Below are 26,320 nucleotides of genomic sequence, written 5' to 3' on the forward strand. Positions count from 1 at the left end.
AAAGCCATGATGAAAGATTCGCTCTGCCGCATTATTGCGGGTGAACTTCAGGCCAGAGCCGAACAGGTAGAAGCTGCCGTTCGCCTGCTTGATGAAGGGAACACCGTGCCGTTTATTGCACGTTATCGTAAGGAAGTCACCGGCGGTCTGGATGACACGCAACTGCGTCAGTTAGAGACCCGCCTGAGCTATCTCCGTGAATTAGAAGACCGTCGTCAGACGATCCTAAAATCCATTACCGAACAAGGCAAATTGAGTGACGAACTCGCCGCAGCCATTAATGGCACGCTGAGCAAAACCGAGCTCGAAGACCTCTATTTACCGTATAAGCAAAAACGTCGTACGCGCGGACAAATTGCGATTGAAGCAGGTCTTGAGCCACTGGCCGAGTTGCTTTGGAATGAGCCGTCGCACACACCTGAAGAAGAAGCCGCTCGTTTCATTGATGCCGATAAAGGCGTTGCCGATACCAAAGCCGCCCTGGATGGCGCTCGCTACATTCTGATGGAACGTTTTGCCGAAGATGCAGCACTGCTGGCAAAAGTCCGTAACTATCTTTGGAAAAACGCCCACCTGGTTGCCAACGTGGTGAGTGGAAAAGAAGAGGAAGGCGCGAAATTCCGTGACTATTTCGACCATCACGAACCGATTGCAACCGCTCCTTCTCACCGCGCTCTCGCCATGTTCCGTGGCCGCAACGAAGGTATTTTACAGCTTGCGCTGAATGCCGATCCGCAGCACGACGAACCACCGCGTGAAAGCTATTGCGAACAGTTAATTATCGACCATCTTGCTTTGCGTCTGAACAATGCCCCGGCGGATGCCTGGCGTCGTGCCGTCGTGAGCTGGACCTGGCGTATTAAAGTACTGATGCACCTCGAAACTGAGCTAATGGGCACCGTGCGTGAACGCGCCGAAGACGAGGCCATTAACGTTTTCGCCCGTAACCTTCATGATCTGCTGATGGCGGCACCCGCGGGCCTGCGCGCCACGATGGGTCTCGATCCGGGCCTGCGTACCGGTGTGAAAGTGGCGGTTGTAGATTCAACCGGTAAAGTGGTCGCCATTGACACCATTTATCCCCACACCGGGCAAGCTGCAAAAGCCGCAGTTGCGGTTGCTGCGCTGTGTGAAAAACACAACGTCGAACTGGTCGCTATCGGCAACGGTACCGCATCGCGCGAAACCGAGCGCTTCTTCCTCGATGTGCAGCAACAGTTCCCGAAAGTCACTGCGCAGAAAGTCATTGTCAGTGAAGCGGGCGCTTCCGTCTATTCCGCATCAGAACTGGCGGCTCTGGAATTCCCGGACCTCGATGTATCGATTCGTGGAGCGGTGTCGATTGCGCGTCGCCTGCAAGACCCGTTAGCGGAACTGGTGAAAATCGACCCGAAATCTATCGGTGTTGGCCAGTATCAACACGATGTGAGCCAGTCACAACTGGCGAAAAGGCTGGATGCGGTTGTCGAAGACTGCGTAAATGCCGTTGGTGTTGATCTGAATACCGCATCGGTGCCGTTGTTAACCCGTGTCGCGGGCTTAACGCGCATGATGGCGCAGAACATCGTGAACTGGCGTGATGAAAATGGCCGCTTCAAGAATCGTCAGCAGTTGCTCAAAGTGAGCCGCCTTGGGCCGAAAGCCTTTGAGCAGTGCGCGGGCTTCCTGCGCATCAATCACGGTGATAACCCGCTGGATGCTTCAACGGTTCACCCGGAAGCGTACCCGGTTGTCGAACGTATCCTGGCGGCGACCGAACAAGCATTGCAGAACTTGATGGGCAACGGTGAAGCATTGCGCGGCCTGAGCGCCCGTGAATTCACCGATGAGCGTTTCGGTGTACCTACGGTGACCGACATCATCAAAGAGCTCGAAAAACCAGGCCGTGACCCTCGTCCAGAGTTCAAAACCGCGAAGTTTGCTGATGGCGTAGAAACCATGAACGACCTGACGCTCGGTATGGTGCTGGAAGGGGCGGTCACCAACGTGACCAACTTTGGCGCATTTGTGGATATCGGCGTCCATCAGGACGGTTTAGTTCACATCTCCTCGCTTTCAGACAAGTTCATCGACGACCCACACAAAGTGGTGAAAGCCGGTGATATCGTCAAAGTGAAAGTGATGGAAGTGGATCTGGCGCGTAAGCGTATTGCACTCACAATGCGTCTTGATGAGCAACCAGGCGAGTCCAACCGCCGTGGCAGCGCACCGCGCGAACAAAACGAACGCCGTCCGGCACAACAGCAGAAACCTCGCGGGCGTGATAACTCCGCAACAAGCAGTAGCGGTAACTCTGCGATGAGTGATGCACTGGCTGCAGCACTCGGTAAGAAACGCTAATCGTTGATTCCACCCTCTCCTGCTCACCAGGGGAGGGTCGGGATGAGTGTATGTTTATTTCACCGAAACCAAAATAAGCACAATTTGTCTTTTTAATCCCCGTTCACGAGTTAATAACATTTCATTATCGCCTCAGTAATTCATCAATAAATAGAATGAGTTTGAGATGGATCAATTTTCTCGAAAATATAAACCAACACTAATATTGATCAAATATGTAACACATGAAATATCATGACAACATTAACTGAGAAAACACAATATAATTATTATTTGAAATAAATTTCAACTCATTGTTATTTATTGAGTTTTATCAAAATCACTGTTACCCACATCACAAATTGAATTAGCCATCACGCATAGGCAAATAAAATAAACCGTATTATTCATTGCTAAAATAATCATTGAAGACAGAAACCATTCTCATTATCATCGGATTGTTCGTTAATTCTCCTCTATCCAACGATTTTCTCGTTATACGCAGCCAACAAAGATGCAACTTGAAGTATGACGGGTATAGCGTAATTAAAGAGCCCAGCTCTAAGTAGGTCCAATGCAATTCTTGCCAAGTAGTTCGTGGAAGATTACCGGCTTTGCCAGCGAAATTAGCCCGTCATATCGCCAGAAATTATTATCACTCGGTATGTTGCCTGGCTCGTCATTTAACGTTGTACGTATCGCGCCTTTTGGCGATCCCATTCATATCGAAACGCGTCGCGTCAGTTTGGTTTTGCGCAAAAAAGATCTCGAATTACTACACGTTGAAGCCATGGCCTGATTGGCGGGTGAGCGCGAGCGCTCGTTGCTATTTTCTTTAGGTTCACGAATAAAATGAAAAAATTAACCATCGGATTAATCGGTAACCCTAACTCCGGGAAAACCACGTTATTCAACCAACTCACAGGTTCACGCCAACGAGTGGGTAACTGGGCAGGCGTTACTGTTGAACGTAAAGAAGGTCAGTTTTCAACGCTTGCACATCAAGTCACTCTGGTCGATTTGCCGGGTACTTACTCGCTAACCACCATTTCATCGCAGACTTCTCTGGATGAACAAATTGCCTGCCACTACATTTTGGGCGGTGATGCAGACCTGCTGATAAACGTGATTGATGCGTCGAATCTCGAACGCAATCTGTATTTGACGCTGCAACTTCTCGAGCTGGGGATCCCCTGTGTAGTCGCGCTCAACATGCTCGATATTGCCGAGAAGCAAGATATCCGTATTGATATTGATGCGCTTGCGGCACGACTGGGTTGCCCTGTCGTTCCACTGGTTTCGACCCGTGGCCGTGGCATGGAAGGCCTGAAACTGGCAATCGACCGCCGCCAGCCGAATGCGCAGACCGATCTGGTGCTTTATCCCCCGAGATTACTGGAAGAAGCAGCCAAACTTGCCGTAGAAATGCCTGCGGATATGCCCGCGCAGCAGCGTCGTTGGTTGGCACTGCAAATCCTTGAAGGCGACATCTATAGCCGTGAATATGCCGGTCACGCCACCGACAAACTGGATGTGATTCGTGCTCAACTCGCAGAAGAAAATGAAGATCCGGCACTGCTGATTGCGGATGCACGTTATCAAACGATTGCCACTATCTGCGATTCAATCAGCAACAGTCTGACCGCCGAACCGCATCGTTTAACCGCGATGATGGATAAAATCATCCTTAACCGCTTCCTCGGTTTGCCCATTTTCCTGCTGGTAATGTATCTGATGTTCTTGCTGGCGATTAACATCGGCGGCGCGTTGCAGCCGATTTTCGACGGTGGTTCTGCAGCTATCTTTATCCACGGTATTCAGTGGATTGGCGCAACATTGCACTTCCCAAGTTGGCTAACAATTTTCCTCGCGCAGGGTATCGGCGGCGGTATTAACACCGTGCTGCCGTTGGTGCCGCAAATCGGCATGATGTATCTGTTCCTGTCATTCCTTGAAGACTCCGGTTACATGGCGCGTGCAGCATTTGTTATGGACCGCCTGATGCAATCGCTCGGCCTACCGGGTAAATCATTCGTACCGTTAATTGTTGGATTCGGCTGTAACGTCCCTTCAGTCATGGGTGCGCGTACGCTGGATGCTCCACGTGAACGCCTGATGACCATCATGATGGCGCCGTTTATGTCGTGTGGTGCGCGACTGGCAATTTTTGCGGTATTTGCCGCCGCTTTCTTTGGTCAACAAGGCGCATTGGTCGTCTTCTCGCTCTACATTCTTGGCATTGTGATGGCTATCCTCACAGGCCTGATGCTCAAACACACCATCATGCGCGGAGAAGCCACGCCGTTTGTTATGGAACTGCCGGTGTACCACGTTCCCCACCTGAAAAGCTTGTTGCTGCAAACCTGGCAACGCCTGAAAGGTTTCGTGCTGCGTGCCGGTAAAGTTATCGTCATCGTCAGTATTTTCATTGGTGCGCTGAATAGCTTCTCGTTTAGCGGCAAAGAAGTGGACAACATTAACGACTCGGCACTGGCGTCGGTTAGCCGGGTACTCACACCGTTACTGAAACCCATTGGTGTGCATGAAGATAACTGGCAAGCGACGGTGGGTCTGTTCACCGGAGCCATGGCGAAAGAAGTCGTCGTCGGGACGCTCAACACTCTCTACACCGCTGAAGATATGCATCAAGAAGCCTTTGATGCAGCAAACTTCAACTTATTCGATGAGTTAGGCACCTCCGCAGGCGAAACCTGGCAGAGCCTGAAAGACACCTTTAGCCTGAGCGTGCTGGCTAACCCAATCGAAGCCAGTAAAGGCGACGGTGAAATGGCAAGCGGCGCGATGGGCGTTATGAGCAGCAAATTTGGTAGCGCGCAAGCCGCTTACAGCTACCTGATTTTCGTGTTGCTCTACATCCCCTGTATTTCCGTGATGGGTGCAGTCGCCCGTGAATCGAGCCGTGGCTGGATGATGTTCTCAGTGCTGTGGGGGCTGAACATTGCTTACTCGCTTTCTACGCTCTACTACCAGACCGTGACGTTTAATGCGCATCCGCAATATAGCGTGGTGTGTATCTTCGCGGTGGTGTTGTTCAATGTACTGTTAATGGGTGGTTTGCGTCGGGCGCGTAGCCGCGTGAACGTCAGCCTGATGTCGCCACGTAAAGTGGCAGCCTGCTGTGAAACCAGCACTAGTGATTGTCATTAGGAGGAAACATGGCGAGTTTAATTGAGATTCGTGATGCGCTAGCGCTACAAGGGCGCATGGATGCAACGCAGATTAGCCAACAGCTTGCCACTCCTCTGCCGCTGGTGAATGCGATGCTGAGCCGTCTTGAAGCGATGGGCAAAGCAATACGTAGCATCGAAGACCCGAGTGATTGCCTGACAGGTAGCTGTAAAAGCTGCCCGGAAGGCAAGAAATGTATTCGGGAAGTCTGGGCACTGCGGGCGTAAATGTTGTGTAGAGGGTGGATGAAGCTAACTAAACTGCTTCTGAAACTCCTCAAGCACCTGGCAAAATTCCTGCGGATGAGAAATAAACGGCGCATGGGCGGCTTTAGGGAAAATCACTGCTTCACTTTGCGGCCATTGTTCATCCAACAAGCCCGCGATTTTACGCGGCACCAGCCCATCAAGATGCCCGTACAAGCGTAAAAATGGCAGCGTTAGCTGGCTCAGTGCCTGGCGTAAATCTGCTGTTTTCAGGATTTCCAGGCCACCGTTTAATACCTCAACACTCGGCATAGGTTGTTCCAGCACTACAGCTTTTAAACGGCGTGCATCCTGGCGCGCAGTTTCCGTACCTAGCGTTTGTAATGCCAAAAAGCGCTCCACGGTACGCTGAAAATCTTCACTCAATTGCTGCTGGAAACCCGCCAGAATTTCAGGCTTGATGCCCGGCCAGTCATGCTGTGCAGTGAAACAAGGCGAGGAAGCCATAGTCACCAGCCCTCTCACGCGCTGTGGATGGGTTAACGCAATCTGGCTTGCCACCAGCCCACCCAAACTCCAACCCAGCCAAATAGCCTTTTCCGGCGCTTGAGCCAATACCGTCTCGGCCATTTCTTCCAGACTCAGTGCACCAAAATCCTGGCTGCGGCCATAACCGGGTAAGTCGACAAGATGAAGACGAAAATGCGAGCTTAATTCCTCGCAAATGTAATGCCACACTTCCGCGTTCAATCCCCATCCGTGCAGCAGCACAAGATCGTCTTTTCCTTCACCTTTTGTCTGCCACCAAAGCTTACTCATCAGTTACTGTTCTCTTTTTGTTCTGCAAGGAAGCGAATATGCTAACAATCCCAGGGCTATGTTGGCTATGCCAGATGCCACTCGCCTGTGCGCATTGGGGAATTTGCTCACGCTGTACCCGGGCATTACACACAACGCCACCGTGTTGCCCTCGCTGCGGGTTACCCAGCGGCAACACGCATTTGCCTTGCGGGCGCTGCCTGCTAAAACCTCCCGTATGGGATTCACTGCTGTTCGTCACAGATTACTGCCCACCGCTCAATCAACTCGTGCAGCGATTTAAATTCAACGGCACCGTTGCGCTAGCGCCGGCTCTGGCGCGGTTACTGATGCTGCGCGTGCTTGAAGCAAAACACCAGCAACGCTGGTGCAAACCTGATTGTATGGTCAGTGTTCCGCTGCATTCACGTCGTGCCTGGCGTCGTGGCTTTAACCAAAGTGACCTGCTGGCAAATTATCTTTCACGCTGGCTGCAGTGTGACTATTTCCCAAAGGGGGTAAGACGGGTTCGGGTCGCGCATACGCAGCATCAACTCAACGCCAGAATGCGACGAAACAATCTAAAAGGCGCTTTCAGGGTTGATTTTCCGGTGGCAGGCCGCCATATAATTATTGTGGATGATGTCGTCACGACGGGCAGTACGGTGGCGGAAATTGCGCGGCTGCTGAAAAAGCAGGGCGCGGCGACTATCCAGGTGTGGTGCCTTTGTCGAACCTTGTAGACCCTCGATGATGGGCGTATTATAACCGACTAAAATAGTCAACTATTGAGCAATCGTTATGATCCGTATTTCCGATACAGCACAATCCCACTTTGCCAAACTGCTGGCAGGTCAGGAAGAAGGGACGCAAATTCGCGTATTCGTCATTAATCCTGGTACTCCAAATGCGGAGTGCGGGGTTTCCTACTGTCCGCCGGATGCGGTTGAAGCATCAGATACTGCACTCAAATTTGAGCAGTTGACCGCATATGTTGATGAGTTAAGCGCACCTTATCTTGAAGAAGCCGAAATTGATTTCGTTACCGACCAACTCGGTTCACAGCTAACACTGAAAGCGCCAAACGCCAAAATGCGTAAGGTTACTGATGATGCGCCGTTAATGGAACGCGTTGAGTACATGCTGCAAGCCACGGTTAACCCGCAACTAGCAGGCCACGGTGGTCGTGTCACGCTGATGGAAATTACCGATGAAGGTTTGGCCATTCTGCAATTCGGCGGCGGCTGTAACGGCTGTTCAATGGTCGACGTGACCCTGAAAGAAGGCATCGAAAAACAACTGCTGGCAGAGTTCCCTGAATTGAAAGGCGTTCGTGATTTAACCGAACACCAGCGTGGTGAGCACTCGTACTACTGATTAAAAAGTGGATAACGCTTGCGTTTATCCACCCTACACATCGTCATTTACCCCCCCCCCGCGTTGCGGGTAACACCGTTAGTTTAAGAACGAGATATCCGGGGCGACCACCGGGTTTGGCGTCCCTCCGGGAACCCAATCCCGGTGTTTCCCCTCATTCATTGGCTTAAGTGAACGGTGTTACGCGTTGCGGGGGTGTCATTTTTGTTTATCTCTTCTTGCGTCTCTTATCCAAATCCTTCAGCAACTTATTCACTTCATCGTCTGCGAACATTGCCTCAAGCGAAGTCGACAACTTGCGTCGCCAGTTTTTGTACTGATAGCTGGTACCTGGAATATTCACCGGTTCAGGCATACCTAACCAATCTTCCGGTTGCAGGCCCAACAGGGCGCTATTACTGTCTGCAATGTAACGTTGCATGCCGCGATTTAGCCTACCCGTCATCGCCATCAACGAGGCTTTATGTCCGGCGCGTTTTGGCAGGCAGTCGTATTCATGCAAACTATCCAACAAACCTTGCTTGGCACGTTCGCGATCCTGATACAACTCAGCCAGCATCTCTTCATCAGGATACAGACCCAGGGTTTTACCCAACGTCAGGTCACCACTTTCCCAGTAACCACGCAGTGTCGGTAAATCGTGGGTGGTAGCAACCGCCATCGACTGTTTCGGCCAGGCAAGAGGTGCACGGAACTGCTTTTCCTCGTCGTGTTCGAAATAGAGCACTTTGTAGGAGTAAACTCCGCTGTCACGCAGCTTACCGACTATCTCTACTGGAACCGTACCCAGATCCTCACCGATAACCATGCAGTGATGGCGTTGACTTTCCAGTGCCAGGATCGACAGCAAATCGTCCACCGGATAATGCACGTAAGCGCCTTTATCTGCGGTTTCACCGTAGGGGATCCACCACAAACGCAGCATCGACATAACGTGGTCAATGCGCAAGGCACCGCAGCTGGTCATGTTGGAACGCAACAGATCAATAAACGGCTGATAGGCACGCGCAGCAATCACATGCGGGTCCATCGGTGGCAAACCCCAGTTCTGCCCAAGCGGGCCGAGAATATCCGGTGGTGCACCTACTGAGGCTTTCAGGCAATAGAGTTCACGGTCACACCAGGTTTCCGAGCCGCCTTCTGCCACGCCAACCGCTAAATCACGATACAGACCAATCGGCATCTTGAAGCCCTGACTGGTTTGCCAGCAAGCTTCGAATTGGGTGTAAGCCAGGAATTGCAGCCACAGATAGAAATTCACTTCGTCACGATGTTCGGTGCAGAAGGCGTTAACTTCCGGGTTATGTGCATCGCGGAAACCTTCCGGCCAAACTGGCCAGCCCCAACGCATTTCATCTTCTTTGACTTGATAAGCGTGCAGGGCATCGAAAGCTGCCTGGTAATACAGACTATCACCGCCCTGCTGTACAAACGCCTGGAATGCGACGACCTGTTCGTCACGTGCACCACGTAAAGAGAACTGCTTCCACGCCATTCGCAGCGCGGCCATTTTCAGTACGGTGACGGTGGAGTAATCCACCCACTGCACGTCGCGGACTTCACTCAGCATTTGCTGCGTGGTAGGCATTTTCCACCACGTCTGCGCTTCATCACTGAGTAAGAAGTCATCAACCGCATTCACGTCGATATAAATCACGTTCAACCAACGGCGCGATGACGGGCTATACGGGCTGGCACTTTCTGGGTTCGCAGGATACAGCGCGTGGATAGGATTCAGGCCGATAAACGCCCCTCCTCGCTTTGCCACATCCACCAGCATGCGCTGCAAATCACCGAAATCACCAATACCCCAGTTATACGCAGAACGTAAGGTGTAAAGCTGAACACACGCGCCCCACAGTTTTTCATTCTGCATTAGCGCCGCGGGTTCATAACAACGCTTTGGCGCAACAATGACGCGACACTGCCAGTGATGCTCATTCTGGCTAACCGTGAGGTCGTGATAGCCTTCTGGCAGTGTTGCAGGCAGCACCATCTTTTTGCCTGCCTGTGCATGCCCTTTATGCTGTTTGCCCTCTTCCGTAGTCAGTTGCCAGGTGTACTCACCGCTTCCTTCCAGGGCCGTCGCCATGCGAGTGCCAGACGTAAACACCAGGACATTTGCCACCGGTGTTACCGCCACCTTTTTCAAGGTGGTGGTACGGTTCATGGCTTCCAGCAAACGCTGCTTGGTATCCACAGGAATAGCCTGCGGTTTGCCGTGGGCGTTGATATAGTTTGGGCTAATTCCCGCCTCCAGGGCGGCGTTATCAAGACGTTTGCTGTCCATGCGTTCCCTTAGCGTTTTGCCTGCCAGATACGTTGCTGATAATCGCGGATTGAGCGATCGGAGCTGAACATACCGCAACGGGCCGTGTTAAGAATAGCGGCGCGCGTCCAGGCATCCTGGTCGAGATACAGTGCATCCGCGAGTTTTTGCGCTGCCGCATACGCGGTGAAATCGGCCATCACTAAATACGGGTCGCCGCCTTCTTTGCCAATACTGTGCAGCATCTGGTCGAAAGCATGCTTGTCACCGTCGCTGTAAATGCCCTTCTCCAGCTCTTTAAGTACGGCATCAAGCACCTTGTCTTTCTTACGCCATTTCACCGGGTCATAGCCTTTGGCTTTAAGCGCTTTCACGTCTTCCACCGTATGGCCGAAGATAAAGATGTTTTCCTCACCGACCTTCTCAGCGATTTCGACATTCGCCCCGTCCAGCGTGCCGACAGTCAGTGCACCGTTAAGCGCCAGTTTCATGTTACCGGTGCCGGAAGCTTCTTTACCTGCGGTGGAGATTTGTTCGGAAATATCAGCCGCCGGAATCATTACCTCTGCTGCAGAGACACAGTAATCCGGCAGGAATACCACTTTAAGCTGGTCGCCAACCACAGGATCGTTGTTGATGGCATGCGCGACTTTGTTAATGGCGAAGATGATATTTTTTGCCAGGTAGTAACCCGGTGCCGCTTTAGCACCGAACAGATACACACGTGGCACGCGGGCAGCCGTCGGGTTTTCACGGATTTCTTTGTACTGCGCCAAAATGTGCAGCAGGTTCAGGTGCTGGCGTTTGTACTCGTGCAGGCGTTTGATCTGCACGTCAAACAACGCATCCGGGCTGATAACAATCCCCGTGCGTGTTTTGACAAATGCAGCCAGCTTCACTTTGTTTTGATATTTGATATCACGGTATTCCTTACGGAATTTCGCATCATCGGCATATTTTTCCAGGCCTTCGAGCACATCGAGATTGTTGGCCCACTCTTTCTTGAGTTTTTTGTCGAGCAATGCCGCCAGTGCTGGGTTGCACTGTTTAATCCAGCGACGTGGCGTAATGCCATTGGTGACGTTATGGAATTTGTTCGGCCACAATTGGTGATATTCCGGGAACAGGTCTTTGACGACCAAATCGGAGTGCAATGCTGCAACGCCATTCACCGCAAAACCACTGACCACGCACATATTCGCCATACGAACTTGCTTGTCGTGAACCACGGCCAGTTTTGCCCATACGGCTTTGTCACCCGGCCAGGTTTTACTGACTAACGTTTTAAAACGATCGTTGATTTCATTGATAATCTGCATGTGACGCGGCAACAGCGCCTTCACCAGTTTTTCGTCCCAACATTCCAGCGCTTCAGGCATCAACGTGTGGTTGGTGTAAGCGAAGGTTTTGCTGGTGATTGCCCATGCATCATCCCAGCTCATCTGGTGCTCATCGATAAGCACACGCAACAACTCAGGAATGGCGATAGTCGGATGGGTATCATTCAGCTGAATGACTTCGTAATCAGCCAATTCCGCCAGCTTGCGACCCGCCAAATGGTGACGACGTAAAATATCGCCCACCGAACACGCACACTGGAAATACTGCTGCATCAGGCGCAGTTTTTTGCCATTGAGGTGGTTGTCGTTCGGATAAAGCACTTTAGTCAGTTTTTCGGCGTCGATTCCTTGTTGCTCTGCTTTCAGGAAGTCGCCGTCGTTGAATTTAGTTAAATCAAATGGATGAGCGTGTTTTGCCTGCCACAAACGCAGCGGTTGCGAGATGCCGTTACGGTAGCCGACAACCGGTAAATCCCAGGCTTCGCCATGGAACACAAACGCAGGCTCCCAGCGCACCGTCTTGCCATCTTTGATGACTTTGCCGCCGACACCCACTTGCACGTCGAGCGCTGAATTGTGCTGGAACCACGGATAGCTACCGCGATGCCAGTCATCAGGCGCTTCCATCTGCTGCCCGTCTTTGAAGGACTGGCGGAACAAGCCGTACTGGTAATTCAGGCCGTAACCTATTGCCGACTGGCCAACCGTTGCCATTGAATCCAGGAAGCACGCAGCAAGACGTCCCAATCCACCATTACCCAATGCCGGATCAGTCTCTGCTTCTAACAAATCGCTCAGGTTGATATCGAACGCTTTCAGTTCATCAGCGACTTCCTGATACCAGCCAAGATTCAGTAAATTGTTACCGGTCAGGCGACCAATCAAAAACTCCATTGAGATGTAGTTAACGTGGCGCTGATTTTTTTCAGGTTTAGCGGCCGGCTGAGCGACCAGCAATTCTGCGAGCGCACCGCTGACTGCGTGCCACCATTGTTGCGGGTTCATTTCGGCCGCACATTGGAGTCCATAACGCTGCCACTGACGTGTCAGTGCAGCCTGAAATTGTGCTTTATTGAAGGTCGTCTGTGACATAAGGGCTCAGGTCCTGTGGATGTTCTAAATTCATTACCCGCTAGTGTGCAGGGTGGCCAGGGCTAATTCCTCCTCCTGAGGGGGGGTTAGGGAGGGAGGAGGTGTAGGGAGTAGCTAAAAGTGTGATCGTCGCCACTTAAAGTTAGGCGCTATAATCGAAAATGCCCACAAGCCCTGAAGTATCCTTCTCATGAGTGACGCTTACAGTTTGAATTCGTCCAATGAATAGATTTGTGACCCGCAGCAACTTACCGTGCCTCAAACCGTCAACATTCTTGCAATAACCTCCAAACTGGTCGACTTTGTAGTAAGTATTAATTACGAAGCGTAAAAAAAATCACATTCGTACATATTTCTTACACAGTGAAGTGATAGACCATGCTGATTCCTTCCAAATTAAGTCGTCCAGTGCGTCTGGAAAATACCGTGGTCCGCGACCGACTGTTGATGAAATTAACAACAGCCAATAATTATCGAGTGGCCCTGGTAACCAGCCCGGCGGGTTATGGAAAAACAACTCTGGTTTCTCAATGGGCGGCGGGGAAAAATGAATTAGGTTGGTATTCCCTTGATGAGGGCGATAACCAGCAAGAACGTTTCGCCAGCTATTTGATAGCGGCCATTCAGCAAGCGACTTCAGGCCATTGCGTTACCAGCGAAGTGATGGTGCAAAAACGCCAATACTCGAGCTTAACCGCACTGTTTGCCCAACTGTTTATCGAAATGGTGGAGTGGCATCGTCCGCTGTTTTTGGTGATTGATGATTACCATCTCATTACCAACCCAGTCATTCATGAAGCGATGCGTTTTTTCATTCGCCATCAGCCAGAAAATCTGACGCTTATCGTGTTGTCGCGTAATTTGCCACAGCTGGGCATCGCCAATTTACGCGTGCGCGATCAACTGCTGGAAATCGGCAGCCAACAACTCGCTTTTACGCACAATGAAGCGAAACAGTTTTTCGACCATCGTCTCAATTCACCTCTCGATCATACCGAGAGCAACAGTCTGTGTGACGATGTCGCCGGTTGGGCGACTGCGCTGCAACTCATCGCGCTGTCTGCACGCCAAAACAGTAACTCCTCAGCGCACCACTCAGCACGCCGGCTTTCAGGTATCAACGCCAGCCATCTGTCTGACTATCTGGCCGATGAAGTGCTGGATAATGTTGATGCACAAACCCGTAACTTCCTGCTGCGCAGCTCAGTTCTGCGTTCGATGAATGACGCGCTGATTGTCCGTGTCACTGGCGAAGAAAACGGCCAGATGCGCCTTGAGGAAACGGAACGCCAGGGGCTATTTATTCAGCGGATGGATGACAGCGGCGAATGGTTCCGTTTTCATCCGCTGTTTGGCAATTTCTTACGCCAGCGTTGCCAGTGGGAACTGGCGACTGAACTGCCGGAAATCCATCGTGCGGCAGCGGAAAGCTGGATGGCACAGGGTTTCCCAAGCGAAGCTATTCATCACGCTCTGGCCGCAGGCGACGCAAACCTGCTGCGCGATATCCTGTTGAATCACGCATGGGCGCTGTTTAATCACAGCGAATTAACCCTGCTGGAAGAGTCATTAAAAGCACTGCCATGGGAAAGTTTGCTGGAGAATCCGAAGCTTGTTTTACTGCAAGCCTGGCTGATGCAAAGCCAGCATCGCTACAGTGAGGTAAACACGCTGTTGGCTCGTGCTGAGCAAGAAATGAATGTCGTGATGGACGACAATATGCACGGCGAATTCAATGCGTTACGCGCTCAGGTTGCGATTAACGATGGCAACCCGGAAGAAGCAGAACGTCTTGCGATGATAGCGCTCGACACACTACCGCTGGCCAGTTTTTACAGCCGTATTGTCGCGACATCGGTCCACGGCGAAGTGTTGCATTGCAAAGGTGAGCTGACTAAATCGCTTTCCGTCATGCAGCAAACTGAACAAATGGCGCGCCGCCATGACATGTGGCATTACGCATTATGGGGCTTATGCCAACAGAGCGAAATTTTGCTGGCGCAGGGTTTCCTCCAGTCAGCATGGGAAGCGCAACAAAAAGCCTTCACGTTGATTGAAGAACAGCACCTTGAGCAACTCCCGCTGCATGAGTTTTTACTGCGTATTCGTGCACAATTGCTGTGGGCGTGGGCGCGGCTCGACGAAGCCGAAGCGACAACGCGCATGGGCCTGGAAGTGCTTTCCGCCTATCAGCCACAACAGCAATTACAGTGCATGGCGTTGTTAGTGCAATGTTCACTGGCACGAGGCGACATGGACAACGCCCGTAATCACCTGAACCGCCTGGAAAACTTGCTGGGGAATGGTTCGTTCCACAGCGACTGGGTGTCCAACGCCGACAAAGTGCGCGTGATTTACTGGCAAATGACCGGTGATAAACAATCCGCCACTAACTGGTTGCGTCTGACGCCGAAACCCGAATTTGCCAATAACCATTTCCTGCAAGGCCAATGGCGCAATATCGCGCGTGTGCAGATTTTGCTAAGCGATTTTGAACCAGCCGAAATAGTGCTGGAAGAGTTGAATGAAAATGCCCGCAGCCTGCGATTAATGAGCGATCTCAACCGCAACCTGCTGCTGTTAAATCAACTTTACTGGCAAGCTGGGCGTAAAAGTGATGCTCAGCGTGTGTTGTTAGAAGCACTGGCGCTGGCCAACCGCACTGGGTTTATCAGCCACTTTGTGATTGAGGGAGAAGCGATGGCGCAACAATTACGCCAATTGATTCAACTCAATACGCTTCCAGAGCTGGAACAGCATCGGGCGCAACGCATTCTGCGTGAGATTAACCAGCATCATCGTCATAAATTCGCCCATTTCGATGAGAACTTTGTTAACCGTTTATTGACGCATCCTGAAGTGCCGGAGCTGATTCGCACCAGTCCGTTGACGCAACGCGAATGGCAGGTGTTGGGGCTGATTTATTCGGGTTACAGCAATGAGCAAATCGCCGGTGAACTGGATGTTGCAGCCACCACGATTAAAACGCACATTCGAAATCTGTATCAGAAGTTGGGTGTCGCGCATCGTCAGGATGCGGTGTTACACGCGCAGAAATTGCTGAAGATGATGGGGTATGGCGTTTAGTTTGTGGAATAAAACTGGCGGATGACGCTTATGCTTATCCGCCATTAACATCACGATGCTAACGATAACTTCGCTTTAACGCCCCGCTTTCCCAGCCATTGCGCCACTCGCACTTGCTGTTCTTGCGTCAACCACATCCCTAATTTGGTACGACGCCAAATAGCATCATCAACACCACGCACCCACTCATGTTCAACCAGGTAGCGCAGCTCTGCTTCATAAAACTCATGACCAAAGTCTTCACCCAAATCACTGACGCTGGTCGCTCCCGCCAGAATCAAGTCGCTGTTGCTGCCATAAGTGCGGGAGAAACGACGCGCCAGGTTTTCACTCAGGAAGCTAAAGCGGCGGCGCAGTTGCGCGGCGTAATCATCGCGATCGCCCTGAATATCACCCCCTGGCAAGGTGCTTCCTTTGGTCCAGGCTGGCCCCATTTTCGGGTAGTAACCTTTCAGTTTATCTAACGCATGTTCTGCGAGCTTGCGGTACGTCGTGAGTTTGCCACCAAACACTGACAGCAGCGGGGCTTTGCCCTGCTCATCATGAATATCGAGTGTGTAATCGCGGGTGATAGCCTGCGGTGAATCGGATTCATCATCACAGAGCGGACGCACACCTGAGTAAGTCCAGACGATATCGTCGCGGCTCAGCGTCTTTTTAAAGTGCGCGTTGTAAGCGTCCAGCAAATAGTTAATTTCATTCTCATCAATGTGGACATCTTTCGGATCGCCCTTATATTCCACATCAGTGGTACCAATAATTGAGAACTCATCCATCCACGGAATGACAAACACGATACGTTTATCTTCGTTTTGCAGAATATAAGCCTGCTTCTGATTGTGGACGCGTGGCACCACAATGTGGCTGCCTTTGATCAGACGGATGCCATATGGCGAAGGCAATTGCAGGCCGTCGTCAAAGAAGTTTTTCACCCACGGACCCGTGGCGTTCACAAGGCCACGAGCACGCCAGCTGAAAGTTTCGCCAGTATCGGTATCTTGCGCTTCAACAATCCAGAAGCCGTTTTCACGCCATGCACGTGTTGCGCGAGTGCGGGTTTTTACCACGCCACCTTCGCGCGTCACCATTTGTGCATTCGCTAAAACCAGGCGCGCATCGTCGACCCAGCAGTCGGAATATTCGAAACCGCGCACAATATTAGATTTGAGAACGGAGTCTGCGCCGAAACGCAAACCGGTGGACGCAGGCAAACTGGTCCGTTTCCCCAGGTGGTCGTACATAAACAAACCGATACGAATCATCCACGCTGGACGCAGATGAGGGCGGTGTGGCAGGCGAAAACGCATCGGGAAAGCAATATGAGGAGCCATGTTCAGCAACACTTCACGCTCGGCTAATGCTTCGCTCACCAGGCGAAACTCGTAATGCTCCAGGTAGCGCAAGCCGCCGTGGATCAATTTCGAGCTGTTAGAAGACGTTGCACTCGCCAGATCCTGAGCTTCAAGCATCAACACGGATAAACCACGGCCTGCGGCGTCAGCGGCGATACCTGCCCCATTAATCCCTCCGCCAATCACAATCAGATCTTTAGTTTCCATGTCACCCTCACACGCTTTCGTTAAAGTTCAAATATGTTCGTTATCGCTCATACTAGCAACTCTACGCGCGCTTTGTAACGAAAAAAAAACATTTCTGCGTGATATGGATAACATAATGACGTTAATATCAGTGGGCAGAGGGCAGATTCCCTTAATATGGCACTAGCCGATTGAATAAAGTGACGAGCAAATCCATGGAAACTTTTGAGTGTATTGGTGTGGAAGAAGCACACCAGAAGTTGCAGCAAAAACTCGCAGTGTTAGTTGATATCCGCGACCCGCAGAGCTTTGCGATGGGCCATACTCCAGGCGCGTTTCACCTGACTAACGACCGTCTGGTGGCTTTTATGCAGCAAACTGATTTTGAAACGCCCGTGTTGGTGATGTGCTATCACGGCAACAGCAGCAAAGGTGCTGCGCAATATCTGCTACAACAAGGTTACGACCAGGTTTACAGCGTCGATGGGGGCTTTGACGCATGGCATCGCCATTTCCCGGCTGAAGTTGCACACGGCGCGTCTTAGTCGTCAGGAAATTCCGGCGTTGCAGGTATACTGCTTTCTTTTGTACGAATATTTGTACGGATATGGCTGAAACCTTATGATCATGATTACCTCGTTTGCCAACCCGCGAGTCGCGCAGGCATTTGTCGACTATATGGCGACGCAGGGGATTATCCTCACCATTCAACAGCATGAACAAACGGATATCTGGCTGGCCAACGACAGCCAGGAATCCCACGTTCGTACTGAGCTTGAACAATTCCTCGCCAACCCTGGTGACTCACGTTATCTGGCTGCAAGCTGGAATACCGGCCACACAGGCAGTGGTTTGCATTATCAGCGCTACCCTTTCCTCGCCACCATTACGCAAAAAGCGGGCCCCTTCACGATGGTTATCATGGCCGCTTGCGTGCTGGTTTATCTGATGATGCAAATCATGGGTGACCGGGCTGTTATGGTGTGGTTAGCCTGGCCGTATAAAGACAGCCTGCACTATGAGTTGTGGCGCTATTTCAGCCACGCTGTAATGCACTTCTCGATTATGCATATCGCGTTTAACTTGTTGTGGTGGTGGTATCTCGGCGGCCCGTTAGAAAAGCGCCTCGGCAGCGGAAAACTGATCACCCTGACATTGGTTTCCGCTCTGCTGAGCGGTTTCGTGCAGGCCAAATTCGGTGGCCCACTTTTTGGGGGGTTATCGGGCGTGGTTTACGCATTAATGGGTTATGTCTGGCTACGTGGCGAACGTGACCCTGACAGCGGGATCTATATGCAGCGCGGTCTTTTAGCCTTTGCGGTAGTGTGGATTGTGATAGGATTTTTCGATGTATTAGGGATGTCGATCGCCAACGCTGCACACATTACTGGCCTGGTTATTGGTCTTGCCATGGCGCTGGTTGATACTTTGCATGCGCGAAAACGAACATAGCATTTCAGGAGAATAAAACAGCGTGAAGCAAACACAACGTCATGATGCGATTGTCGAACTGGTTAAAAAACAGGGCTATGTCAGCACCGAAGAGTTAGTCGAAGAATTTGCCGTTAGCCCACAAACGATTCGTCGTGATCTAAACGATCTGGCAGACCAAAACCTGATCATGCGCCATCATGGTGGCGCCGCGTTACCTTCAAGTTCCGTGAATACGCCATGGCATGATCGTAAAGCGACGCAAACGGCTGAAAAAGAACGTATCGCGCAGAAAGTTGCCAGCCAGATCCCGAACGGTGCCACGCTGTTTATTGATATCGGCACTACACCGGAAGCGGTGGCTCATGCGCTGCTCAATCACAGTAATTTGCGTATCGTGACCAACAACCTGAACGTGGCAAACACGCTCAAGGTGAAAGAGGATTTCCGCATTATTCTGGCGGGTGGTGAATTACGCAGCCGCGACGGTGGAATTATCGGTGAGGCGACGCTCGATTTTATCTCTCAGTTCAGGCTGGATTTCGGCATTCTGGGGATTAGCGGCATTGATGGCGACGGTTCATTGCTGGAGTTTGATTACCACGAAGTTCGCACCAAACGCGCGATTATCGAAAACTCACGCAGTGTGATGCTGGTTGTTGACCATTCTAAATTCGGCCGCAATGCGATGGTGAATCTCGGCAGCATTGCTCTGGTGGATGTGGTTTACACCGATATCATTCCACCGGCAGGCGTGATGCAGGTGATTGCAGATAATAATGTGCAACTGGAGTTGTGCTAAAAACAACCCTCACCCCGGCCTGACTAGTCCTGATATAGGTTGACACATTTTCCTCAAGGTACGAGTTAAATGTGGCAACGCTATTTAGGACGGGTCAAATAAAAGAAAAAGAGATTCCGACTGGAATCCCCTTTTTACTCCCTTGCGATTAGGAGTGTTGCGATTAACTTAGAAAAAGCGAACGCCACTTTTGTTTATATGTACTGGCAAAGAAATAGCATCAATACTAATGATATCGCTGTTAGAATGAACAGCCACTCTTGAACTTTAAAAATAAAAGTTAAATTTGATGGTAATTCTCGAATAAATGAATATTGCTCTCTCGTCATTTGTGGATGCATAAGGCGGCAATATGGGTATACTAGGGAGTTCGTGATGAATGCAATTTTTCCACCATATAAAGATGGAGTCCCAATGAAACTAGCCTCTTTACTCATGGCTGCGAGTAAAGGAATTGAACCAAATTTTTCCGTGTATTTATCAACAATGATTTCGTATTTCTTTTTACTTAAAACAGATACAATGAACATTGTAAAAACAGATCCCATCATAATGACAATATCACCAAAAATAAGCCACGGCATATAATCATTTAAAAAGCTTTTCATAAATTATACTATCCCCTAAATATTCCCCAGCTTTTTCTCCCTGTTCTTCAATCATTTTACCACCAATTAAACCTGCGCTCACTCCCGTAATCAGACATGCAGCCGAACCAATACCTCCAATTTCAGTGGTAGCCAGTCCTAGCACCCACATGCAAGCGCCTTGTGTAACCTTACCTGTAATCCACCCTCCAGCGTACGCACTTAATTGCTTCGCTCCAAACTTGCTATATTCAGTAATCGCCGCTTTTTTGCAAGAATCTTCTCTACCTTTTGAACAGGCTTCATAGACATTGGTCGAATATGATGCGAAATCCAATCCGATTCCTACATATCCAACTTTCTTTAAGATGGATACCAATTTGGCAGATTTTTCAATATAAGTTGCATACCCTTCAATATCTGCCACTCCTGACTGATTCCATCTGTGAATTATTGAACTTGTTGATAATCCGAGTGCTTTTTTAATATCCTCATACTCTGCTAAATTTAATTGTGATTTAGAAAATCGATTTAATATAATACTTAATTTTTCAAATAATATTTTTCTTCGTCCAAAAAACTCCTGACCAGATATAATACCTCCATTGCCGTTGTAGGTGACTTTATAAAGCGCCTGAATATCTTTAAGGATTTTATTAATTCCTTCGTAATACCCTTTACCCACTTCACTGGCATAACCTAATACATCGCCTGATGTTCCTAACGCATCGCTATAAATTTGTGATGAAAATATATCCACTGCGGCGCGGTTTTCATATAGAAGTTTTGCCTCCTCCGTTGTTAACGGGGCCAGTGCTTTATCAATTCGATCCCTGGCTTTTTGCAGTTCTTCTATCTGTGCCGGTTCTTGTTTGAGAGGATCGACCACTAACAATATAGAGCCTGGTTTTTTTGTAACTTCAGGGTTTAGCTGGTGGTATAAATTCTTAACATCTTCTGGTGGATTGACGAAAAACGTTGGGGAATATGTTACAGGGGTTGTCTGGTGCGGCAGTACGCAGAAACCAGCGTCAACAGGTGTCCGGGGGGCGTCTGACGGAACCACTGGTGGGATAACTGCTGTAGGTTGTGTTGCTGGTGCCGTTGATGCTGTTGATGCTGTTGATGCTGTTGATGCTGTTGATGCCACTTTATAGCTATATGTCAGTGCAAACCCGACAGGTATAAATTCGCACTGACATTCGCATGTTCCTTTGCTGTGTCCGGTTCCCGCAGACTGCAACCCTTCATCAAAAACACCAGGTACACCACCTGCAATTTTATACGTTTTCCCATCCACACCACACGTATAATTGTCACCTATTCTGGCGGCTGGCTGGTTTGATACGCTAACAGTTGAGCTACCTGAAGTTATCTTTCCTCCGCACGTTGTTACGTCGCCAACTTTTAAATAAAACCCTTTCATTTTAGTCCCTTTTAAATTCACGAATACTCGCAACCAGCGGTTATTCATGTTTTTCCAAGGGACTAAAATTACATAATTTCAGATATTATTTTCGTGAACGGCTTCTCAATGCTACCCAATATAATATTTAAACCCCTGCCAATATATTTAATATATTAATGCATGGGTGATTAGTTATATGTTTTAATTATTGATAAGTGATAATAATACTGACTCCCACTTTAGTACCCCGTCCATTTTTTCTTCAAAAAATCATAACGGTCATAATGTTTTGACGATACATCATTCTGGCAGTGGTTTTGTATACGACACCTGACTTATTTTGATATTTTTATTTGCCCCCCAGTGTTTTAAATGTGTGGCGAAAATCCCGAGGGGTGAATTATTCCATATTGGTACGGTCACGATAGCGGCGAATATTTTCGCTCAACGTTGCGTTGACAAAAAAGGCGTTGGCATTTTTGAATAAGCTTTGAGTGTTCTTTTTTGGTCCAGACTGCCAGTTGTTTCTCATAGCACTCGTTCGGAAAAATATATTCACTGTTGGGATAGCGTTCGCACATTTCATCTTAACCGGATTAAACGGAATATCGAATTTTAAACTGACGGCATCCATTATAGGAGATTTATCGCAGCGCATACCGTACCCGAACAGAGCGGAGCGGTACGAACGGATCTCATTAACCCAGCCACGTTTCCCCGCCGCTTCATAATCGGCTTTATGTGCATCAAAGAGTTCGCCTAATGTACCCTGGCGCTCTGCGAGTGGCTTCCTGATCACGTCTTTAGAAACAGCGAATGATTCAAACTGCGCGAGGGCGGCACTCGGGATAAGATCCCAGTGTCTGAAATTTGGCTGATGTGCCAACAAAATGACGGTACAGGAAAGCTTTCTTACCCGTCGGATAGACACCCCGTACCGCGCTCACCGCTGGCATGATACACAATATAGGGTTTGTCCTTTACAGCCAGTTTATCTAATGCTTTTGAAGTAAATGTAAGATTCATTATTCAGTTCCTTGCATACTATAAGAATAGTTATGCGCGTTCAAAGTTCAAAAACCAGTTCAAAAAACTGTTTCTTAAACAAGAGCGTATTGACTAGAATTTTCTCATGCAAGAGAAAGAAATCGTTATAAATCAACGATTTCTTTCTTGTGCTTTCTTACTGTTTCTTCAATTTTTTTGACTATTTCCCCTAAGGGAGAGGGTTAGGTTAAGGGACATTCTTTAACCCTACAGTCTCACTGGCTTAATATGCCAAATCTCATCGGCGTATTCCTGAATCGTCCTGTCAGACGAGAAATAACCCATGTTGGCAATATTATGTATGGTGCGAATCGTCCACTCTTCTGGCTGGCGGTACAGCTCGTCCACTCTGTCCTGGCAATCCACATAACTGCGGTAATCTGCCAACACCTGATAGTGATCACCAAAGTTAATCAGTGAATCCAGCAGGTCGCGGTAGCGCGTTGGCTCGCCAGGGCTGAATGTACCGGTACCGATTTGCGTCAGCACCTGGTGCAGCTCTTCGTCTTTTTCGTAATACTCACGCGGCTGATAACCTTTGCGCCGCAGCGTTTCGACCTCGTCCGCCGTATTACCAAAGATGAAGATATTATCTGCCCCAACGTGCTCCAGCATTTCAACGTTAGCGCCATCGAGCGTGCCAATCGTCAGCGCGCCGTTTAGCCCAAACTTCATGTTACTGGTGCCAGACGCTTCAGTTCCCGCCAAAGAAATCTGCTCGGAGAGATCTGCCGCCGGAATAATGATCTGCGCAAGACTGACGCTGTAGTTCGGGATGAACACCACTTTCAGCCGGTCTTTCACTACCGGATCGTTGTTGATCACCGTCGCCACATCATTGATGAGATGAATGATGTGTTTCGCCATGTAGTACGCCGACGCCGCTTTACCTGCAAAGATATTCACACGCGGCACCCAATCGGCTGTCGGGTCAGCCTTAATTCGGTTGTAGCGCGTAATCACATGCAACACATTCATCAGCTGGCGTTTGTATTCGTGAATACGTTTGATCTGTACATCAAACAACGCATTCGGGTTCACCACCACATTCAGATGCTGGCCGATGTAACTTGCCAGGCGCTTCTTGTTAGCCAGCTTCGCCTTACGCACATCCTGATGCACGGTGGGGTAATCGATATGCTGTTTCAGTTCGTTTAACTGGCTCAGATCGGTACGCCATGTACGGCCAATATTCTCATCCAGCACATCAGAAAGGGGTGGGTTCGCCAGTGCCAGCCAGCGGCGTGGAGTGACGCCATTGGTTTTATTGTTAAAACGCATCGGGAAGATGGCTGCAAAATCGGCAAATAGCGACTGTACCATGAGGTTGGAGTGCAGCTCGGAAACGCCATTAACTTTATGGCTGACAACGACCGCAAGCCACGCCATACGGACTTTTCGACCGTGGGACTCATCAATAATCGAAGTACGACCCAGTAGAGCGGTGTCGTTCGGATAATGTTCCTGCACGGTTTTCAGGAAGTAGTCGTTAATTTCAAAGATTATCTGCAAATGGCGCGGCAAAATTTTGCCCAGCATATCCACCGGCCAGGTTTCCAGCGCTTCGCTCATCAGCGTGTGGTTAGTGTACGAAAAGACCTGGCAGGTCACTTCGAAGGCCTCTTCCCAACTGAATTTATGCTCATCAATTAACAGAAGCATCAGCTCAGGAATGGCAAACACCGGGTGCGTGTCATTGAGGTGGATGGCAATTTTATCCGCCAAATTGTCATAAGTTTTATGCAACTGATAATGACGGCTAAGAATGTCCTGCACGGTAGACGAGACAAGGAAATATTCCTGACGCAAACGCAGCTCGCGGCCTGAATAGGTCGAATCATCCGGATAGAGTACACGCGAGACGTTTTCTGAATGGTTTTTGTCTTCTACTGCTGCGAAATAGTCGCCCTGGTTAAATTTGCCGAGGTTAATTTCGCTACTCGCCTGTGCATTCCACAAGCGCAGCGTGTTAGTGGCATCGGTATCGTAACCTGGGATTATCTGGTCATACGCTACCGCCAAAATTTCTTCGGTTTCTACCCAGCGGAATTTTTTAGCTTCCATTTGAACACGCCCGCCAAAGCGAACTTTGTAGCGCGTGTTGTGGCGCTTGAACTCCCAAGGGTTGCCGTATTCGAGCCAGTAGTCCGGGGACTCTTTCTGGCGGCCATCAACAATGTTCTGTTTAAACATGCCGTAGTCGTAGCGAATACCGTAACCACGGCCAGGTAAACCGAGTGTCGCGAGTGAGTCGAGGAAACAGGCAGCGAGACGACCGAGACCACCATTGCCGAGGCCGGGGTCGTTTTCTTCGTCAATCAACTCTTCCAGATCCAGCCCCATCTCTTCCAGCGCATTTTTAACATCTTCATAAATGCCTAATGAAAGCAGTGCGTTAGAGAGCGTACGGCCAATCAAAAACTCCATCGACAGATAATAAACCTGACGAACTTCCTGGGAAAGCTGAGCGCGGTTAGAGCGCAACCAACGTTCAACCAGGCGATCGCGAACCGCAAATAATGTGGCGTTCAACCATTCATGCTTGTTGGCGATGGCGGGGTCTTTCCCAACCGTAAACATCAGCTTATAGGCAATTGAGTGCTTTAAAGCCTCAATACTCAGCGTGGGTGATGCATAGGAAAAGGGTGCGTTCATATCAGTGATTCCTGGTGGATGGCTACAACAAACGTTGGTACAGATCACGGTAAGAATGCGCCGCCACCTGCCAGCTAAAATCCATGCCCATCGCCTGGCGTTGCACAAATCTCCACAACGACGGGCGGGACCACAACACGAAAGCACGCCTAATCGCTCTTAGCAGCGACCAGGCATTACTGTCCTCAAACACAAATCCACTGGCGATACCGTCAGCCAGGTTTTCCAGTGAGCTATCAGAAACAGTATCTGCAAGCCCCCCCGTGCGCCGCACCAGCGGCAAAGTGCCATACTTCAAGCCATACAGTTGTGTTAAACCACAAGGTTCAAAACGGCTTGGCACCAGTATCACATCAGCCCCGCCCATAATCCGGTGCGAGAAAGCTTCGTGATAACCGATTTGAACGCCCACTTGTCCTGGATGCTCTGCGGCAGCGGCAAGGAAACCTTCCTGCATCACCGAGTCACCTGCCCCCAGTAACGCCAATTGCCCGCCTTGCTCGAGTAAACCCGGCAACGCCTCCAGCACCAAATCCAACCCTTTCTGGCTGGTTAAACGGCTCACCACTGCAAACAGCGGCGCTTTGTCGTTAACTTTCAGCCCCATTGCTACCTGCAACTGACGTTTGTTTTCCGCCTTTTCTTCCAGGGAATCGCGGGTGTAGCGAGACGCCAAAAGTAAGTCGTGTGCCGGATCCCAAATTTTATCGTCCACGCCATTAAGGATGCCGGACAACCGCCCCTCACGGTGACGTTGACGCAACAGCCCTTCCATACCGTACGCAAATTGCGGTTCGGTTATCTCACGAGCGTAAGTTGGGCTGACCGCCGTAATATGATCAGCATAATACAGACCCGCTTTCAAGAACGAAATTTGACCTTTAAACTCCAGACCGTTCATGTCATAGAACGACCATGGCAGATCAATTTCATTCATATGATGAGCGAAAAACAGCCCCTGGTAGGCCAAATTATGCACGGTAAATACTGATTTTGCCGGCCGCCCACGCGCTTCCAAATACGCTGGCACCAGACCCGCATGCCAGTCGTGCGCATGCACAATATCCGGGCGCCAGAAGGGATCCAGGCCACATGCCAACTCAGCCCCTACCCACCCCAACAGTGCAAATCGGTGCACGTTGTCGGTGTAAGCAAACTGATTGGTATCGTGATAA

19 protein-coding genes are annotated in these 26,320 nt (G+C 50.0%); 10 read left to right on the forward strand and 9 right to left on the reverse strand.

Going from position 1 to position 26,320, the window contains the following annotated elements; all coding sequences use genetic code 11:
- The first annotated feature begins 6 nt into the window (after window positions 1–6).
- From VJY99_RS16320 to feoC, 4 genes are all read left to right on the forward strand, one after another.
- On the forward strand, window positions 7–2,340 hold the full coding sequence (locus VJY99_RS16320) for a Tex family protein (RefSeq protein ID WP_324120364.1): 2,334 nt from the start codon (window positions 7–9) through the stop codon (window positions 2,338–2,340).
- A 553-nt stretch (window positions 2,341–2,893) separates the two neighbouring features.
- Entirely contained in the window at window positions 2,894–3,118 is a 225-nt protein-coding gene (gene feoA, locus VJY99_RS16325; RefSeq protein WP_324120331.1) for a ferrous iron transporter A, read from the forward strand.
- A gap of 53 nt (window positions 3,119–3,171) precedes the next feature.
- Window positions 3,172–5,487: a Fe(2+) transporter permease subunit FeoB gene (feoB, locus tag VJY99_RS16330; protein ID WP_324120333.1), complete on the forward strand. Its 2,316-nt coding sequence runs from the start codon at window positions 3,172–3,174 to the stop codon at window positions 5,485–5,487.
- A gap of 8 nt (window positions 5,488–5,495) precedes the next feature.
- Window positions 5,496–5,735, forward strand: a complete 240-nt coding sequence (gene feoC, locus VJY99_RS16335; RefSeq protein ID WP_324120335.1) for a [Fe-S]-dependent transcriptional repressor FeoC — start codon at window positions 5,496–5,498, stop codon at window positions 5,733–5,735.
- A 24-nt stretch (window positions 5,736–5,759) separates the two neighbouring features.
- On the opposite strand, the gene bioH is transcribed toward feoC, so the two are convergent.
- Complete coding sequence (bioH, locus tag VJY99_RS16340; protein WP_324120337.1) at window positions 5,760–6,533, reverse strand: pimeloyl-ACP methyl ester esterase BioH; 774 nt, start codon at window positions 6,531–6,533, stop codon at window positions 5,760–5,762.
- Window positions 6,534–6,571: 38 nt separating this feature from the next.
- On the opposite strand from bioH, the gene gntX reads away from it, so the two are divergent.
- Window positions 6,572–7,255, forward strand: a complete 684-nt coding sequence (gene gntX / locus VJY99_RS16345) for a DNA utilization protein GntX (protein WP_324120339.1) — start codon at window positions 6,572–6,574, stop codon at window positions 7,253–7,255.
- Window positions 7,256–7,313: 58 nt separating this feature from the next.
- On the forward strand, window positions 7,314–7,889 hold the full coding sequence (nfuA, locus tag VJY99_RS16350) for a Fe-S biogenesis protein NfuA (protein WP_324120341.1): 576 nt from the start codon (window positions 7,314–7,316) through the stop codon (window positions 7,887–7,889).
- Window positions 7,890–8,097: 208 nt separating this feature from the next.
- Here the strand turns inward: nfuA and malQ are convergent, their stop codons facing one another.
- Window positions 8,098–10,179, reverse strand: coding sequence for a 4-alpha-glucanotransferase (gene malQ, locus VJY99_RS16355; RefSeq protein ID WP_324120343.1), 2,082 nt, complete (start codon window positions 10,177–10,179; stop codon window positions 8,098–8,100).
- 8 nt (window positions 10,180–10,187) lie between these two features.
- Window positions 10,188–12,590, reverse strand: coding sequence for a maltodextrin phosphorylase (malP, locus tag VJY99_RS16360; RefSeq protein ID WP_324120345.1), 2,403 nt, complete (start codon window positions 12,588–12,590; stop codon window positions 10,188–10,190).
- 378 nt (window positions 12,591–12,968) lie between these two features.
- Here malP and malT point away from each other — a divergent pair, with 378 nt between their 5' ends.
- Window positions 12,969–15,677, forward strand: coding sequence for an HTH-type transcriptional regulator MalT (gene malT, locus VJY99_RS16365; protein WP_324120347.1), 2,709 nt, complete (start codon window positions 12,969–12,971; stop codon window positions 15,675–15,677).
- Window positions 15,678–15,727: 50 nt separating this feature from the next.
- Here the strand turns inward: malT and glpD are convergent, their stop codons facing one another.
- Window positions 15,728–17,236, reverse strand: coding sequence for a glycerol-3-phosphate dehydrogenase (gene glpD, locus VJY99_RS16370; RefSeq protein ID WP_324120349.1), 1,509 nt, complete (start codon window positions 17,234–17,236; stop codon window positions 15,728–15,730).
- Window positions 17,237–17,430: 194 nt separating this feature from the next.
- Between glpD and glpE the strand changes: the two genes are divergently transcribed.
- The 3 genes from glpE to VJY99_RS16385 all read left to right on the forward strand — a co-directional run bounded on the left by glpE (window position 17,431) and on the right by VJY99_RS16385 (window position 19,448).
- Entirely contained in the window at window positions 17,431–17,760 is a 330-nt protein-coding gene (gene glpE, locus VJY99_RS16375) for a thiosulfate sulfurtransferase GlpE (RefSeq protein WP_324120351.1), read from the forward strand.
- Between the two features lie 76 nt (window positions 17,761–17,836).
- On the forward strand, window positions 17,837–18,667 hold the full coding sequence (gene glpG, locus VJY99_RS16380; RefSeq protein ID WP_324120353.1) for a rhomboid family intramembrane serine protease GlpG: 831 nt from the start codon (window positions 17,837–17,839) through the stop codon (window positions 18,665–18,667).
- Window positions 18,668–18,689: 22 nt separating this feature from the next.
- Complete coding sequence (locus tag VJY99_RS16385; protein WP_324120355.1) at window positions 18,690–19,448, forward strand: DeoR/GlpR family transcriptional regulator; 759 nt, start codon at window positions 18,690–18,692, stop codon at window positions 19,446–19,448.
- A gap of 194 nt (window positions 19,449–19,642) precedes the next feature.
- On the opposite strand, the gene VJY99_RS16390 is transcribed toward VJY99_RS16385, so the two are convergent.
- The 5 genes from VJY99_RS16390 to glgA all read right to left on the reverse strand — a co-directional run.
- Entirely contained in the window at window positions 19,643–20,056 is a 414-nt protein-coding gene (locus VJY99_RS16390) for a hypothetical protein (RefSeq protein WP_324120357.1), read from the reverse strand.
- Window positions 20,037–21,509, reverse strand: coding sequence for a PAAR domain-containing protein (locus tag VJY99_RS16395; RefSeq protein ID WP_324120359.1), 1,473 nt, complete (start codon window positions 21,507–21,509; stop codon window positions 20,037–20,039). The genes VJY99_RS16390 and VJY99_RS16395 overlap by 20 nt, the downstream gene beginning before the upstream one ends.
- 334 nt (window positions 21,510–21,843) lie before the next feature.
- Window positions 21,844–22,374: a hypothetical protein gene (locus tag VJY99_RS16400; RefSeq protein WP_324120366.1), complete on the reverse strand. Its 531-nt coding sequence runs from the start codon at window positions 22,372–22,374 to the stop codon at window positions 21,844–21,846.
- Window positions 22,375–22,697: 323 nt separating this feature from the next.
- Window positions 22,698–25,145, reverse strand: a complete 2,448-nt coding sequence (gene glgP / locus VJY99_RS16405; protein ID WP_324120361.1) for a glycogen phosphorylase — start codon at window positions 25,143–25,145, stop codon at window positions 22,698–22,700.
- Between the two features lie 22 nt (window positions 25,146–25,167).
- Window positions 25,168–26,320, reverse strand: a 1,153-nt coding sequence (glgA, locus tag VJY99_RS16410; RefSeq protein ID WP_324120362.1) for a glycogen synthase GlgA, incomplete at its 5' end; no start/stop codon positions are given.

The sequence above is a fragment of the Buttiauxella sp. genome (assembly GCF_035271705.1).
GTDB lineage: Bacteria > Pseudomonadota > Gammaproteobacteria > Enterobacterales > Enterobacteriaceae > Buttiauxella.

What these genes read in the sequence shown, in the direction of transcription:
- VJY99_RS16320 (WP_324120364.1), top strand. Translation starts at nt 7, where the DNA reads ATGATGAAAGATTCGCTCTGCCGCATTATTGCGGGTGAACTTCAGGCC.
- feoA (WP_324120331.1), top strand. Translation starts at nt 2,894, where the DNA reads ATGCAATTCTTGCCAAGTAGTTCGTGGAAGATTACCGGCTTTGCCAGC.
- feoB (WP_324120333.1), top strand. Translation starts at nt 3,172, where the DNA reads ATGAAAAAATTAACCATCGGATTAATCGGTAACCCTAACTCCGGGAAA.
- feoC (WP_324120335.1), top strand. Translation starts at nt 5,496, where the DNA reads ATGGCGAGTTTAATTGAGATTCGTGATGCGCTAGCGCTACAAGGGCGC.
- bioH (WP_324120337.1), bottom strand. Translation starts at nt 6,533, where the DNA reads ATGAGTAAGCTTTGGTGGCAGACAAAAGGTGAAGGAAAAGACGATCTT.
- gntX (WP_324120339.1), top strand. Translation starts at nt 6,572, where the DNA reads ATGCTAACAATCCCAGGGCTATGTTGGCTATGCCAGATGCCACTCGCC.
- nfuA (WP_324120341.1), top strand. Translation starts at nt 7,314, where the DNA reads ATGATCCGTATTTCCGATACAGCACAATCCCACTTTGCCAAACTGCTG.
- malQ (WP_324120343.1), bottom strand. Translation starts at nt 10,179, where the DNA reads ATGGACAGCAAACGTCTTGATAACGCCGCCCTGGAGGCGGGAATTAGC.
- malP (WP_324120345.1), bottom strand. Translation starts at nt 12,590, where the DNA reads ATGTCACAGACGACCTTCAATAAAGCACAATTTCAGGCTGCACTGACA.
- malT (WP_324120347.1), top strand. Translation starts at nt 12,969, where the DNA reads ATGCTGATTCCTTCCAAATTAAGTCGTCCAGTGCGTCTGGAAAATACC.
- glpD (WP_324120349.1), bottom strand. Translation starts at nt 17,236, where the DNA reads ATGGAAACTAAAGATCTGATTGTGATTGGCGGAGGGATTAATGGGGCA.
- glpE (WP_324120351.1), top strand. Translation starts at nt 17,431, where the DNA reads ATGGAAACTTTTGAGTGTATTGGTGTGGAAGAAGCACACCAGAAGTTG.
- glpG (WP_324120353.1), top strand. Translation starts at nt 17,837, where the DNA reads ATGATCATGATTACCTCGTTTGCCAACCCGCGAGTCGCGCAGGCATTT.
- VJY99_RS16390 (WP_324120357.1), bottom strand. Translation starts at nt 20,056, where the DNA reads ATGAAAAGCTTTTTAAATGATTATATGCCGTGGCTTATTTTTGGTGAT.
- VJY99_RS16395 (WP_324120359.1), bottom strand. Translation starts at nt 21,509, where the DNA reads ATGAATAACCGCTGGTTGCGAGTATTCGTGAATTTAAAAGGGACTAAA.
- glgP (WP_324120361.1), bottom strand. Translation starts at nt 25,145, where the DNA reads ATGAACGCACCCTTTTCCTATGCATCACCCACGCTGAGTATTGAGGCT.